13 protein-coding genes are annotated in these 14323 nt (G+C 71.1%); 5 read left to right on the forward strand and 8 right to left on the reverse strand.

All coding sequences use genetic code 11. The features are described from left to right. Positions 1-15 precede the first annotated feature (15 nt). Positions 16-813 carry a carbon-nitrogen family hydrolase gene (locus ACFC1X_RS18095; protein ID WP_376354695.1) on the forward strand — a complete coding sequence of 266 codons (798 nt, stop codon included), beginning with the start codon at positions 16-18 and terminating at the stop codon, positions 811-813. 42 nt (positions 814-855) lie between these two features. On the opposite strand, the gene ACFC1X_RS18100 is transcribed toward ACFC1X_RS18095, so the two are convergent. The 4 genes from ACFC1X_RS18100 to ACFC1X_RS18115 form a co-directional block, all read right to left on the reverse strand. Then, positions 856-1365: an LURP-one-related/scramblase family protein gene (locus ACFC1X_RS18100; protein WP_376354698.1), complete on the reverse strand. Its 510-nt coding sequence runs from the start codon at positions 1363-1365 to the stop codon at positions 856-858. Positions 1366-1451: 86 nt separating this feature from the next. Next, positions 1452-1700, reverse strand: coding sequence for a DUF6458 family protein (locus tag ACFC1X_RS18105; RefSeq protein ID WP_376354700.1), 249 nt, complete (start codon positions 1698-1700; stop codon positions 1452-1454). A 120-nt stretch (positions 1701-1820) separates the two neighbouring features. Then, positions 1821-3143 (reverse strand): M18 family aminopeptidase, encoded by a 1323-nt coding sequence (locus ACFC1X_RS18110; protein WP_376354703.1) that lies wholly within the window; start codon positions 3141-3143, stop codon positions 1821-1823. A 146-nt stretch (positions 3144-3289) separates the two neighbouring features. Continuing rightward, on the reverse strand, positions 3290-5116 hold the full coding sequence (locus ACFC1X_RS18115) for an acyl-CoA dehydrogenase (RefSeq protein WP_376354706.1): 1827 nt from the start codon (positions 5114-5116) through the stop codon (positions 3290-3292). 173 nt (positions 5117-5289) lie between these two features. On the opposite strand from ACFC1X_RS18115, the gene ACFC1X_RS18120 reads away from it, so the two are divergent. Both ACFC1X_RS18120 and ACFC1X_RS18125 read left to right on the forward strand, forming a co-directional pair. Further along, positions 5290-5760, forward strand: a complete 471-nt coding sequence (locus ACFC1X_RS18120; RefSeq protein ID WP_122616633.1) for an SseB family protein — start codon at positions 5290-5292, stop codon at positions 5758-5760. Positions 5761-5875: 115 nt separating this feature from the next. Beyond that, a complete protein-coding gene (locus ACFC1X_RS18125; protein WP_376354709.1) occupies positions 5876-6847 on the forward strand; it encodes a pirin family protein in 972 nt (323 codons plus the stop codon). Positions 6848-6886: 39 nt separating this feature from the next. Here the strand turns inward: ACFC1X_RS18125 and ACFC1X_RS18130 are convergent, their stop codons facing one another. Then, a complete protein-coding gene (locus ACFC1X_RS18130; protein WP_376354712.1) occupies positions 6887-7321 on the reverse strand; it encodes an ankyrin repeat domain-containing protein in 435 nt (144 codons plus the stop codon). Between the two features lie 130 nt (positions 7322-7451). On the opposite strand from ACFC1X_RS18130, the gene ACFC1X_RS18135 reads away from it, so the two are divergent. Next, positions 7452-8522: an AI-2E family transporter gene (locus ACFC1X_RS18135; RefSeq protein WP_376354715.1), complete on the forward strand. Its 1071-nt coding sequence runs from the start codon at positions 7452-7454 to the stop codon at positions 8520-8522. On the opposite strand, the gene ACFC1X_RS18140 is transcribed toward ACFC1X_RS18135, so the two are convergent. Continuing rightward, positions 8468-10618, reverse strand: a complete 2151-nt coding sequence (locus tag ACFC1X_RS18140) for a SpoIIE family protein phosphatase (protein WP_376354717.1) — start codon at positions 10616-10618, stop codon at positions 8468-8470. The genes ACFC1X_RS18135 and ACFC1X_RS18140 overlap by 55 nt on opposite strands. Before the next feature lie 161 nt (positions 10619-10779). Here ACFC1X_RS18140 and aspS point away from each other — a divergent pair, with 161 nt between their 5' ends. Then, entirely contained in the window at positions 10780-12543 is a 1764-nt protein-coding gene (gene aspS, locus ACFC1X_RS18145) for an aspartate--tRNA ligase (protein ID WP_376354720.1), read from the forward strand. 61 nt (positions 12544-12604) lie between these two features. Here the strand turns inward: aspS and ACFC1X_RS18150 are convergent, their stop codons facing one another. Together ACFC1X_RS18150 and ACFC1X_RS18155 are read right to left on the reverse strand one after the other, a co-directional pair. Then, positions 12605-13210, reverse strand: a complete 606-nt coding sequence (locus ACFC1X_RS18150; protein WP_376354723.1) for a Uma2 family endonuclease — start codon at positions 13208-13210, stop codon at positions 12605-12607. A gap of 47 nt (positions 13211-13257) precedes the next feature. Next, positions 13258-14139: a helix-turn-helix domain-containing protein gene (locus tag ACFC1X_RS18155; protein ID WP_376354726.1), complete on the reverse strand. Its 882-nt coding sequence runs from the start codon at positions 14137-14139 to the stop codon at positions 13258-13260. Between the last annotated feature and the right edge of the window lie 184 nt (positions 14140-14323).

Raw genomic sequence — 14323 nt, forward strand, 5'->3', positions numbered from 1 at the left:
CAGGACGGTGGTAGTGTGCGCGCCTCTTTGATCCAAATCGCCGTGAATGAGGACGAAACGCCCGAAGCGCGTCGAGTGCGCGCGGCGGCTCTGGTACGGGAGCAGGTGGGCGCCGATCTCGTGGTGCTGCCGGAGCTGTGGACGACCGGGGCGTTCGCCTTCGACGACTTCGAGGCGCGGGCCGAGCCGCTGACCGGCCCCACGCACGAGGCGATGGCCAAGGCGGCGAGCGACACGGGCGTGTGGCTGCACGCGGGTTCGGTCCCCGAGCGCGCCCCGGACGGACGGCTCTACAACACCTCGCTCGTCTTCTCCCCCTCCGGCGACCTGGCCGCCTCCTACCGCAAGATCCACCGCTTCGGCTTCGACAAGGGCGAGGCCGTGCTGATGGGCGCGGGGCGCGAGCCGGTGACGGTCCGTCTGCCGGAGACCACCCTCGGCGTGGCGACCTGCTACGACCTCCGCTTCCCCGAACTCTTCCGCTCGCTCGTCGACGCCGGTGCCGAGACGCTCGTGATCCCGGCGGGCTGGCCGGAGCGCCGCCGGTCCCACTGGACGCTCCTCGCCCAGGCGCGGGCGGTGGAGAACCAGGCGTTCGTCCTCGCCTGTGGAACGGCCGGGACGCACGCCGGAGTTCCGCAGGCCGGTCACTCGATCGTGGTCGACCCCTGGGGCGAGGTGCTGGCCGAGGCCGGCGCCGGCGAGGAGGTCCTCACGGTGGAGTTCGACCCGGCGAAGGTGGCGACGACCCGGGAGCAGTTCCCGGCCCTGAAGGACCGCGTGATGGGGCTGGCGGCCCCGCACCCGCGGTAGCCACCGCCCCGTCTCCGGCCGGCCCTGCTCGGCTCGGCTCGTTCAGTCGTCCTCGCCGTCGTCCTTCTCCCGCTCCTTCTCCGCCAGGTGGATCACGCATACGGTCAGCGCGATCAGCAGCGCCGGGTCCGCGTCGTCCCGTACGACGTCCACACCGTAGGTGTCCCGGAGGGTCAGCCGGCGGCGGGAGATGACGGCCAGCAGCTCACCGTCGTACTCGACGGCGAACTCCCGGTCGAGGATCTTGCCGCTGACGTCCAGCTCGGTGCCGTCGGCCAGGGCGACGCGGTAGTGGTTGCGCAGCAGGGAGAGACGTTTCCGTTTGATCCGCGCCAGGGGCTCGCCGGCCCGCTCGATCACCATGGTGTCGCGCAGGGCGAGCATCTTCTGGTGGATGTCGATGAGCACGCGACCCTGGGAGTCCTTCAGCTCCCAGGTGTCCCGCAGCCGCATCGCCTTGCCGTCGACGAGGTACACCTTGTTGCCGGTGTCGTCCTCGATCCAGTAGTCGTCGCCGATGCCGAGGAGCCGGTCGTACACGAGGAATCTCATGTCCGGACCGCTTCCCCGCCGGACGCCGGGGAACGCGGCCGGTAGGCCGACAGGATGAGTGCGCCCGCGCGTGGCGTCCGCCCGGCTCAGGCGCCGTAGCCGTTGTTGTAGCCGTCCCGGGTCTGGTGGGAGCGGTCCTCGACGACCGGGGTCGTCGGCTGCATCACGACGCGGCGGCGCCGGGCGATGCTGCTGAACGTCGCGACACCGATCAGGCCGACCACCATGAAGATGACACCGACCAGGTCGAGATTGACGCCCTGCATGTCCCAGTCGGTCGCGAACGTGAGGATGGCTCCCACGGCGATGAGGATGATGCACCCGCCGAGGCCCATGAGTGTCGCCTCCCTGTAGAACCGGTCGGATCCGGGTTTCCGGTCGATCCGGTTCCGTTCGGGTACCCCGGCTGTCAACCCGCATGCCGTGGAGTGCCGTTCCGGGTTTTCGCGACAGGGCTACGGACGGAGGAATGCCACCAGCGCGTTGGCCAGCAGGTGCGGGTCGTCGGCGCCGCACAGCTCGCGGGCGCTGTGCATCGACAGGATCGCCACGCCGATGTCCACGGTGCTGATGCCGTGCCGGGCCGCGGTGATCGGGCCGATGGTGGTGCCGCAGGGCATGGAGTTGTTGGAGACGAAGGTCTGGAAGGGGACGTCCGCCTTCTCGCAGGCGGCGGCGAAGACCGCGCGGCCCGAACCGTCGGTGGCGTAGCGGTTGTTGACGTTCACCTTGAGGAGGGGGCCGCCGTTGACGCGCGGGTGGTGCGTCGGGTCGTGCCGCTCCGCGTAGTTGGGGTGGACGGCGTGGCCCGTGTCGGAGGACAGGCAGACGGTGCCGGCGAAGGCGCGCGCCCGGTCCTCGTACGAGCCGCCGCGCGCGAACACCGAGCGCTCCAGGACGCTGCCGAGCAGCGGGCCGTCGGCGCCCGTGTCCGACTGGGAGCCGGTCTCCTCGTGGTCGAAGGCGGCGAGTACGGGGATGCAGGACGGGTCCGCCCCGGAGGCGGCGACCGCGGCCAGCGCGGCCGTTCCGGCGTGCACCGACAGGAGGTTGTCCATGCGCGGCCCGGCCACCAGCTCGTTGTCGCGGCCCAGGTAGGCGGGGGCCTCCACGGAGTGGGTCATCAGGTCCCAGCCGGTGACCTCCCCGCGGGCCAGGCCCGTCTCCTCCTCCAGGAAGGCGATCAGGTCGCCGTCGCCTACGGAGTCCCCGAGGCCCCAGACGGGCTGGAGGTGGCGCTGCTTGTCGAGCTTGAGGCCCTCCGCGGACACGTTGCGGTCCATGTGGATGGCGAGCTGCGGCACGCGCAGCAGCGGGCGGTCGATGTTGACCAGCCGGGTGGAGCCGTCGCGCAGCGAGAGCCGGCCGGCCAGGCCCAGGTCGCGGTCGAGCCAGGAGTTCATCAGGGGGCCGCCGTAGACCTCGACGGCGACCTGGCGCCAGCCGTGCGCCCCGCTGTCCGGGCGCGGCTTGACGCGCAGGTTGGGGGAGTCGGTGTGCGCGCCGACGATGCGGAAGGGGGTGTGGGGCTCGGCGCCCTCCGGCACGTACCAGGCCACCAGCGCGCCGCCGCGCAGCACGTACCTGCCGCCGCTGCCCGCGGCGGAGGCCGCCGATGCCTCCGCGTCCCATGCGTCGGTCTCCGAGACCTGCCGGAATCCGGCCTTCTCCAGCCGCTCGGCGGCGGTCGCCACCGCGTGGTACGGCGTCGGGCTGGCGGCGAGGAAGGACATCAGGTCGTCGGTGTGGCCGCGGTCGAAGCGGGACGGTGCGCTCATGGGTTCACCTTAACGACGTACGAGGGCCCGCTCCCGGTCTGCCGGGAGCGGGCCCTCGTGAGGGTGTGTGGGGAGTGTGGAGACCGGACTCCCCGGTACCGATCGGGCCGGTGAGGCGGCCTCGCGTCCAGGGCGCGGCCCCGTGCCTAGAAGGCGGCCTCGTCCAGCTCCATCAGGTCCAGCTCGACGCCCTGGGCGACCTTGCGGGCCAGGGTCAGGCCGGGCAGGACGTTCGCGGCGAAGAACTTCGCGGCGGCGATCTTGCCGGTGTAGAAGGCCTTGTCCCGGGCGGGGGCGGTCGGCAGCTTCTCGGCGGCCACCGCGGCACCCTTGAGCAGCAGGTAGCCGACGATCACGTCGCCGGAGGCGAGCAGGAGGCGGGTGGTGTTCAGCCCGACCTTGTAGATGTTCTTGACGTCCTGCTCGGTGGCCGCGAGGTCGGTGAGCATCAGGCCGACGATGGCCTCCAGCTCGACGGCGGCCTTGGCCAGGTGCTCGCGGGCGCCGGACAGCTCCTCGCCGCCGGTGGCGAGCGCCAGGAACTTCTTGATGTCCTCGGCGAGCGAGTTCAGCGCGGCGCCCTGGTTGCGGACGATCTTCCGGAAGAAGTAGTCCTGGCCCTGGATCGCCGTGGTGCCCTCGTACAGGGTGTCGATCTTGGCGTCGCGGATGTACTGCTCGATCGGGTACTCCTGGAGGAACCCGGAGCCGCCGAAGGTCTGGAGCGACTGGGCGAGCTGCTCGTAGGCCTTCTCCGAGCCGTAGCCCTTGACGATCGGCAGGAGCAGGTCGTTGAGGGCGTGCTCGGTCGAGGCGTCCTCGCCGTTCGCCTCCTTGACCTGGATCTCGTCCTGCACGGTCGCCGTGTACATCACCAGCGCGCGCATGCCCTCGGCGTACGCCTTCTGCGTCATGAGGGAGCGGCGGACGTCCGGGTGGTGCGTGACGGTGACCTTGGGGGCCGACTTGTCCATGAAGTTGGCCAGGTCGGGGCCCTGGACGCGCTCCTTGGCGTACTCCAGCGCGTTCAGGTAGCCCGTCGACAGGGTGGAGATCGCCTTCGTGCCGACCATCATGCGGGCGAACTCGATGATGCGGAACATCTGGCGGATGCCGTCGTGCTTGTCGCCGATCAGCCAGCCCTTGGCGGAGTGGCGGTCGCCGAAGGTCATCTCGCAGGTGTTGGAGGCCTTCAGGCCCATCTTGTGCTCGACGTTGGTGGCGTAGACGCCGTTGCGCTCGCCCAGCTCGCCGGTCTCGAAGTCGAACTCGTACTTCGGGACGAGGAAGAGGGACAGACCCTTGGTGCCGGGGCCCGCGCCCTCGGGGCGGGCGAGGACGTAGTGGAGGATGTTCTCCGACATGTCGTGCTCGCCGGACGTGATGAAGCGCTTGACGCCCTCGATGTGCCAGGAGCCGTCCTCCTGCTGGACCGCCTTGGTGCGGCCGGCGCCGACGTCCGAGCCGGCGTCCGGCTCGGTGAGCACCATGGTGGAGCCCCACTGCTTCTCGACGGCGAACGAGGCGATGTGCTTCTGCACCTCGTTGCCCTCCTCGAAGAGGATGCCGGCGAACGCCGGGCCGGAGGAGTACATCCACACGGCCGGGTTGGCGCCGAGGATCAGCTCCGCGTAGGCCCAGATCAGGGAGCGCGGCGCGGTGGTGCCGCCGATCTCCTCGGGCAGGCCCAGGCGCCAGTACTCGGAGTCCATGAAGGCCTGGTAGCTCTTCTTGAAGGACGCCGGGACCGGCGCGGTGTTGGTCTCCGGGTCGAAGACCGGCGGGTTGCGGTCGGCGTCGGCGAAGGACTCGGCCAGCTCGTTCTCCGAGAGGCGGGTCAGCTCCTCCAGGACGCTCTTGGCGGTGTCCGTGTCCATCTCCGCGAACGGGCCGGTGCCGTAAACCTTGTCACGGCCGAGCACCTCGAAGAGGTTGAACTCGATGTCCCGGAGATTCGGCTTGTAGTGCCCCATGGCGACGGCTCCGTTGAGAGATCGGCGAGGCACTGACTCCTCGCATCTGTACACATACCAACTGCGCGTACCAAGCAGTAGCTCAGCAGTAGCTACGATGATGCTACCCGTCGGTAATAAGAAGCAACCCCGAGCGGGTCATCTGTGACTCGTTACTCGTTACTCTTTGCGGCATGTACGGCTACGACCAGACCGCGGGTCCTCAGCAGCAGCAGTACGCCCCGCCGCCGCAGCAGCCGATGGCCGGCGGATACGGGCAGCAGCCGCCGCTGTACCCCGAGCCGTCCCCGCCCTCGCTCGCGGACGCGGTGCGCGCCTTCACCACCGGCCAGATGTCCGCCGAGGACTTCCAGCAGATCTTCGCGACCTCGAAGGTCTACTGCCCGCGCGGCGACAACCCCGGGTTCCTCGCGCTGCACAACACCCAGCAGCCGGTGATCCCGATGTTCACCGGCCTGAAGGAGCTGCGCCGGTACGCGGGCAAGGAGTCCAAGTACTTCGTGATCACCGGGGCGGAGGTGATCGACCTGCTGCCGACCGGCTACGGCTTCGTCCTGGACATGGAGGGCGAGCACCGGATGGTCTTCGACGCGAAGGCCGTCGAACAGATGGTCGATTTCGCGATGCGCCGGATGTATGGCTAGACGTCATCGCCACCGCTGAGCGAGCCCGGAGGGAATGCCCTCCGGGCTCTCGTGGTTTGAGGTGGCAAGAAGTTCAACGCTCAACTAAAGTGGGCGTACCCGAGGAGGTACCGACATGCCCGCAGTGACCGTCGAGAACCCGTTGACGCTGCCCCGTGTATCCGCGTCCGCCGACGCCGTCGCACGCCCCGTGCTGACCGTCACGACCGCTCCCAGCGGTTTCGAGGGGGAGGGCTTCCCGGTGCGCCGCGCGTTCGCCGGGATCAACTACCGCCATCTCGACCCGTTCATCATGATGGACCAGATGGGCGAGGTGGAGTACGCGCCCGGCGAGCCCAAGGGCACGCCCTGGCACCCCCACCGCGGCTTCGAGACCGTCACCTACATCATCGACGGCGTCTTCGACCACCAGGACTCCAACGGCGGCGGCGGGACCATCACCAACGGCGACACCCAGTGGATGACGGCGGGTTCCGGACTGCTGCACATCGAGGCGCCGCCGGAGCAGCTGGTGATGTCCGGCGGGCTCTTCCACGGCCTCCAGCTGTGGGTGAACCTGCCGGCCCGGGACAAGATGATGGCCCCGAGGTACCAGGACATCCGCAGTGGCAGCGTCCAGCTGCTCACCTCCCCCGACGGCGGCGCGCTGCTCCGCGTCATCGCCGGTGAGCTGGACGGTCACGACGGCCCCGGGATCACGCACACGCCGATCACCATGGTCCACGCCACGCTGGCGCCGGGCGCGGAGGTCACCCTGCCCTGGCGGGAGGATTTCAACGGCCTGGCCTACGTGCTGGCGGGGCGCGGCTCCGTGGGCGCCGAGCGGCGGCCGGTGCGCCTCGGGCAGACCGCCGTCTTCGGGGCCGGCGGTTCGCTGACCGTCCGTGCGGACGAGAAGCAGGACGCGCACACGCCGGACCTGGAGGTCGTGCTGCTCGGCGGGCGGCCGATCCGGGAGCCGATGGCGCACTACGGGCCGTTCGTGATGAACACGCGCGACGAGCTGCAGCAGGCGTTCGACGACTTCCAGAAGGGCCGCCTGGGGACGGTCCCGGCGGTGCACGGGATGACCGAGGACGGTCTGTAGGTCCTCCGGCGCCGACGGCGCCCGGCGCGGGGGCGGTGGCTACACGGTTTCCGTGCGGGGCGCCGCCCCCGCCGCGATCAGGAGCGCGGCGGTCTCGGGGTGGGGGCCGTCGTTCGCCCAGTCCAGGGGGGAGCGGCCGGTGCCGTGGTCCTCCCGGAGCGCCGGATCGGCGCCGTGCGCCAACAGCTCCCGCACGGTCTCCGCGTGCCCCCAGCACGCCGCCGCGCACAACGGGGTGCCCTCCGCGCCGACTCCACGGCTCTCGGTGTCGGGGGAGGCGCCCGCCTCCAGCAGCAGCCGCACGATCTCGGTCCTGCCGCTCACCGCCGCCTCGTACAGGGGGAGCGTGCCCTCGCCGTCGCCCCGCTCGGGGTCGGCACCGGCCCGCAGCACCGTCCGCGCACGAGCGGCGTCCCCCAGCATTATCGCTTCGAAGAGGTGGCGGGAAAGTTTCTTCTGCTGCCGCTGCTTCATGGGGGTGGAGGTTAGCGGAGGCCCGCGACGGCGGGCGCCGCGGCCTGAGGGGTGGCCGGTCCTGACGCCGTGTCACCCGGGCGGGCCGTCCGCGCAGGACAGCCCGCCCGGCGCGTGATCGGCTGGGGACGTGCAGCTGCTTCCCGGCCCGGTCCGTCGGCTCGCCGCCTGGTGCGCCGTCATCCTGCTCGCCAGCGGTGTCGCCTACGTCGCGATCCGGCTCTGCGTCGAGCTGCGCACCGCGGTGACACCGGCGCTGCTCGCGCTGCTCGGCACCGCGCTGCTCAGACCGCTGCACCGACGGCTGGTCAAGGCGCACGTGCAGCGCTCGCTGGCGGCCGGGCTGACCTGCGTCGCCGTCGTCGCCGTGGTCGGCGGCGCCATGTACATCGTGGTCTCCGCGCTCATCGAGACCGGCGACCAGATCGTCGCCTCCGTCCGGGACGCGGCCCGGGACATCGCCGACCACTTCGGGGCGGCCGGGACCTCGCTGGACGACCTGGCGGCCAACGCGCGCGAGCTGCTGGGCAAGTTCGGCGGGACGGCCGCCTCCGGTGTGGTGACCGGGCTCAGCGTCGTCGGCGAGATGCTGGCCATGGCGGTGCTCGCCCTGCTGCTGGTCTTCTTCTTCCTGCGCGACTCCGACCGGGCCGTCGGCACCGTGCGCGCCCTCGCCCCGCCCGGCGCCGCCGACACCGTCGAGGCGATGGCCCGGCGGGCCTTCGGGGCCGTCGAGGGCTTCATGCGCGGCACCACCCTCATCGCCCTCATCGACGCGCTCTGCATCACCGTCGGGCTGCTGATCCTGCGCGTCCCCGGCGCGGTGGGGCTCGGCGCGCTGGTCTTCGTCGGGGCCTACATCCCCTACCTGGGGGCGTTCATCTCCGGCACCGTCGCCGTGCTGGTCGCGCTGGCGGACCGGGGTTTCGTCATCGCGCTCTGGGCCCTCGGGGTGGTCGTGGCCGTGCAGGTCCTCGAGGGGCACGTCCTCCAGCCGATGATCCAGAGCCGGACCGTGCAGATGCACCCGGCGGTCGTGCTGCTGGCGCTGACCGCGGGCGCCTCGGTGGCGGGCATCCTCGGGATGCTCCTCGCCGTCCCGCTCACCGCGGCGGCGTTCGGGATCGTGCACGAGCTGCAGCGGCGTTACGCCGCTTCGGAGCCGTCGGCCGGGCCGCCCGCCGGGTCCGCGGACTCGTAGACCTCGTACCAGATGCTCTTGCCCTCGCCGCGCGGGGCGACGCCCCAGGCGTCGGCGAGCAGCTCGATCAGCATCAGGCCGCGTCCCGAGGAGGCCATCTCCCCCGGGCGGCGCTTGTGCGGCAGGTCGTCGCCGTTGTCGGTGACCTCCACCCGGATCCGCCGCTCGCCGGGCTCGCCGGCCACCTCGGCGACCAGCAGGGCGTCGGTGTCGGTGTGCACCAGGACGTTCGTCAGCATCTCGGAGAGCAGGAGCACCGCGGCGTCCCGCTGGTCGTCGTCGGGCCAGTCGTGCAGCAGGTCGCGCAGATGCTGCCGGGCGGTGGCGATCCGGGCGGGCTCGGCCTGCGCGACCGAGAGCATGGTGCGGCGCACCGTCGGCCGGGCCACGGTGCTGTCGCCGCAGCCGCAGCCCTCGCCCTGCCGGCACAGCAGCAGCAGGGCGATGTCGTCCTCCCGCCGGTCGGCCAGCGGGCCGGTGGTGTGGTGCGAGGAGGGGCCGTGCACGGCCTGGACCAGCGCGTCGGCCAGTTCCTCCAGGCCGCCCTCGTGGTCCTCCAGGATCACCCGGAGGCGGTGCCAGCCGGTCTGCAGGTCGTGGCCGCCGGTCTCCACCAGGCCGTCAGTGCACAGCATCAGGGTGTCCCCGGGCTCCAGGGCGAGCCGGGTGGTCGGGTAGTCGGTGTCCGGGTCGATGCCGAGGGGCAGTCCGCCCGCCGTGGCGAGGATCAGCGCCGTCCCGTCCGCCATGCGCACCACCGGGTCCAGATGCCCGGCGCGGGCGCTCTCCACGGTGCCGGTCGCGGGGTCGACCTCGGCGTAGTAGCAGGTCGCGAAGCGCAGGGCGCCGGGGTCGTCGTCGGACTGGGTCAGGCCGTGGAAGAAGTGCGAGGCGCGGGAGAGCACCGCGTCCGGGCGGTGGCCCTCGGAGGCGTAGGCGCGCAGCGCGATGCGCAGCTGGCCCATCAGCGCGGCCGCCCGTACGTCGTGTCCCTGGACGTCGCCGATGACCAGGGCGAAGCGCCCCCCGGGCAGCGGGATCATGTCGTACCAGTCGCCGCCGACCTGGAGTCCGCCGCCGGTGGGGACGTAGCGGGCGGCGATGTCCATGCCGGGGATCTCCGGGCCCAGCACGGGCAGCATGGTGCGCTGGAGCCCGTCGGTCAGCTCCCGCTGGGTCTCGGCGGCGCCCGCCCGGGACAGGGCCTGCGCCAGCATCCGCGCCACGGTGGTCAGCACGGACCGCTCGTCCGGGGTGAACGCCACCGGGTACGCGAAGGCCGCCAGCCAGGCGCCCATGGTGCGGCCGGCCACGGTCAGCGGCAGGTAGGCCCAGGAGCGGCGGCCGAGGCGCTCGGCGAGTGGCCAGGTCATGGGGTAGCGGGACCGGTACTGCTGGGGGGAGGAGAGGTAGACGGCCCGGCCGGTGCGGGCCACCTCGGCGGCCGGGTAGTCGGTGTCCAGGGACATGTCCACGAACGGGTTGACCTCGTTCTCGGGCTGCCCGTGGTGGCCGATGACGGTGAGGCGGTCGCCGGAGACCCCGAAGACCGCGAGGCCGTCAGGCGAGAACCCCGGCATCGACAGGGCCGCGGCGACCCGCAGCACCTCCTCCGTGGAGCGCGCCTCGGCCAGGGCCCGGCCCGCGTCCAGCAGGAAGGCCTCGCGCGAGCGGCGCCAGTCGCCGGTGACCGCGCTGCGGCCGGCGGGGGTGCCCGGGGTGGGCTCGGCGACCTCCTGGAGGGTGCCGGTCAGCTCGTACGCCTTGCGCAGGGGGTCGAAGCGGGGCTTGGAGCGGCTGCGGACCACGCGGAGGACATGGCCCCGCTCGTCCATGATCCGGATCCGGACCTCGGCGAGGGTCCCCTCCGCGACGGCGAGCTGGACCACGCCGGTGATCTCGTTCCAGTCGACCGGATGCAGCCGGGCCCGTACCTGCGCCTCGGTGAGGCACACCCGTTCCGCGGGCAGCCCCAGCAGGCGGGCGCTCTCCGCGTCCACCGTGACCTCACCCGCGGCGGTGTCCCAGTGCCACAGACCGGTCGCCAGGGCGGCGAGGACGTCCCCCACGTCGGGCAGGGGCTCACCAGTGCGCATGGGCCCACTGTAAGAAGAGGTGATCGCACGCTGCCACCGCTCGCGGCGGGGGCCCGGCGGACAAAGGGGAGGAGGGCAGCCTTGGGTGCCCGGTACGCTGGGGTTGTTTCACGTGAAACGCGAAACACCATCCCCGATCCGCGAAGGCTGGATGAACGACGATGCATCGGTACAGGTCCCACACCTGCGGCGAGCTCCGCTCCTCTGACGTCGGTACCGACGTCCGGCTGAGTGGCTGGCTGCACAATCGGCGCGACCTGGGCGGCATCCTCTTCATCGATCTGCGCGATCACCACGGCATCACGCAGCTCGTCGCCCGTCCGGGCACCGAGGCGTACGAGGCGCTGGACAAGCTGACCAAGGAATCGACCGTTCGGGTCGACGGCAAGGTCGTCTCCCGCGGTGCCGACAACATCAACCCCGACCTGCCCACCGGCGAGGTCGAGGTCGAGGTGGGCGAGGTCGAGCTGCTCGGCGCCGCCCAGCCGCTGCCCTTCACGATCAACACCGAGGACGGGGTCAACGAGGAGCGGCGGCTGGAGTACCGCTTCCTCGACCTGCGCCGCGAGCGCATGCACCGCAACATCATGCTGCGTACGTCGGTCATCTCCTCGATCCGCAGCAAGATGGTGGCCCTCGGCTTCAACGAGATGGCGACGCCGATCCTCACCGCGACGTCCCCCGAGGGCGCCCGCGACTTCGTCGTCCCCTCCCGCCTCCACGCGGGCCGGTTCTACGCCCTGCCCCAGGCCCCGCAGCAGTTCAAGCAGCTGCTGATGATCTCCGGCTTCGACCGGTACTTCCAGATCGCGCCCTGCTTCCGCGACGAGGACGCCCGCGCGGACCGCTCGCCGGGCGAGTTCTACCAGCTCGACGTCGAGATGAGCTTCGTCGAGCAGGAGGACGTCTTCCGTCCGATCGAGCAGCTGATGACGGAGCTGTTCGAGGAGTTCGGCAACGGCCGGCACGTGACCTCGCCGTTCCCGCGCATCCCGTTCCGCGAGGCGATGCTGAAGTACGGCTCCGACAAGCCGGACCTGCGGGCCCAGCTGGAGCTGGTGGACATCACCGACGTCTTCGAGGGCTCGGAGTTCAAGGCGTTCGCCGGCAAGCACGTCCGTGCGCTGCCCGTGCCGGACGTCTCGGGCCAGCCCCGCAAGTTCTTCGACCAGCTCGGCGACTACGCGGTGGAGCAGGGCGCCAAGGGCCTGGCCTGGGTCCGCGTCGCCGAGGACGGCTCGCTGACCGGCCCGATCGCGAAGTTCCTCACCGAGGAGAACGTCGCCGAGCTGACCAAGCGCCTCTCGCTGGCCGCCGGGCACGCGGTGTTCTTCGGCGCGGGCGAGTTCGACGAGGTCTCCAAGATCATGGGCGCGGTGCGCGTCGAGGCCGCCAAGCGCGCCGGGCACTTCGAGGAGAACGTCTTCCGGTTCTGCTGGATCGTCGACTTCCCGATGTTCGAGAAGGACGAGGAGACGGGGAAGATCGACTTCTCGCACAACCCGTTCTCGATGCCGCAGGGCGGCATGGACGCGCTGGAGAACCAGGACCCGCTGGACATCCTCGCCTGGCAGTACGACATCGTCTGCAACGGCGTGGAGCTGTCCTCGGGCGCGATCCGGAACCACGAGCCGGACATCATGCTCAAGGCCTTCGGGATCGCGGGCTACGACGCGGAGACCGTCGAGCGCGAGTTCGCCGGCATGCTGCGCGCCTTCCGCTTCGGCGCCCCGCCGCACGGCGGCATCGCCCCGGGCGTCGACCGCATCGTGATGCTGCTGGCCGACGAGCCCAACATCCGCGAGACCATCGCCTTCCCCCTCAACGGCAACGCCCAGGACCTGATGATGGGCGCGCCGACGGAACTGGACGAGTCGCGGCTGAGGGAGCTGCACCTGACGGTGCGCAAGCCGCAGCCGAAGTAGGCGGCGACAGTCTTACCGGCGAAGGGCCCGGAACCGTGTGTCGGTTCCGGGCCCTTCGTCGTCACGCCTGATCCTCACTCTGGTAGAGCGGCAGGTTCTGGGTCGAGATGGTCCAGTCGGCGATGGCGACGTCCTCGCCGTAGACGAAGTCCTTGCGGGTGGCGTAGCGGGGGCCGTCGGGGGTGGGGTGGATATCGGTGAGGACGGCGCCGGTCCCGGTGCGAGGATCGAAGATCGCGTAGACCGGGATGCCGATCAGAGGGTAGTCGCGCAGCTTGGTGACCCAGTCGTTGTCCGGGTTGGAGCGGGAGACGATCTCGACGGCGGCGACGAGCGTCCGGGGGTCGAACGCTCCCTGTCCCTCCATATCCGCCTCGGCGATGACCATGATGTCGGGGCGGCGCAGGATCCCTTCCGGCTCCATCTCGACGTCGGGCTCGCCGGTGTGCGCCACGATCTCCTCGGGCATGACCTTCTCCAGGCGTTTCCGGAGCCGCAGAGCGGTGAGCTCATGCGGCCGGACAGGCGACATCATGTCGAGGACGATTCCTTCTTTGGTGATCTCGAACTTGCCGGGGAGCGCGCCGTCCGTGGACTCCACGAAGTCGCGCATGACCCGGTACAGGTGGGATGCACCCTGCCGTGCGTCGTCCGGGGCGATGGTCATGGCGCTCGCTCCTCGTCGTCTGTGCCCAGGGGCAAGGATCGTCGCTCTCATGCTAGGCGCCCTCCGGTGGACACCCCGGACCGGCAGTCGCGGCACCGGCCCGGCTGAGGCGCCCGGAAGGCGCGGTCGCATCCGTCGCAGGTCTGGAGGGGGTGGCGGGACTCAGGAGCCGGTGAGGCCGGGGGCCGGAACGGCGGTGGGGGTGGCAGCTGGGCGGCCAGGCGGTGGGCGAGGAGGGCGGCCGGGCGGATCAGGGGTTCGTCCGGCAGGTTCGCGGTCAGGGCGTGGCGTACGGCGGTGGGGGTGACCTCGCGCTCGAGCCAGGCGGCGACGCCCGGTGCGAGGTGTTCGGCGTCCGTGGCGGACAGCAGTAGGCGGGGGTCGTGGCGGCGCAGGCCGGTGAGGACTTCGACCGCCGCCTGGAGGAGGGCGGGGGCGGTGCAGGAAGGCTGGGGGACGGCGGGGAGGCGCCTGCGTGGCGCGGGCTCGTCAGGGTCCGTGCGCCGCCGGGCGGGCGTGCGCGGTGCCGTGTCCCGGGCGGCGGTGCGGTGGCCGGGCCTGTTGCAGGAGACCGTGCGGGTGACGATCCGGCCGGTGGAGGTGCGCTCCCTGCTGCGGATCAGGTAGCCGTGGGCTTCTAGTTCGTTCAGCGCGGCGGCGATGCGGGTGGGGCCCTCGGGGAAGCGGGCGGCGAGGGTCTTGATGTCGACGGCGGTGCCTGGCCGGACCGACTGGATGTAGCAGGCCAGTCCGATGGCGAGTCCCGACAGCTCCGGGTGCTGCACCAGGTCGTTGCCGATCACCGTGAAGTTCTCGGTGTGGCGGACGTGCTCGTGGGTGACGCCGGCGAACGGCTTCCCGTCGGGGTGGTTTTTGCGCGCGATACGGGACTGAGCGGGCAGGGGCGCGCTAGGGTTTTTCGTATCCATCGGGAAGGGTCCTTGCTTCCTGGTGGTCAGGCCCTCGCATTGGGATGCCAGTCCCGGCGGGGGCCGTCGCATGTCTGGGGTTGTTTGCCGTGTGCTGCTGGCGCTGAGCCTAAGGCAGGCAACCGGTCGCGAATCCAGCCCACTTGGGCATATTCACTCGCGGGAGTGAGCCGCCCCGACGGGA

The organism is Streptomyces sp. NPDC056128 (assembly GCF_042263835.1).
Classification (GTDB): Bacteria; Actinomycetota; Actinomycetes; order Streptomycetales; family Streptomycetaceae; genus Streptomyces.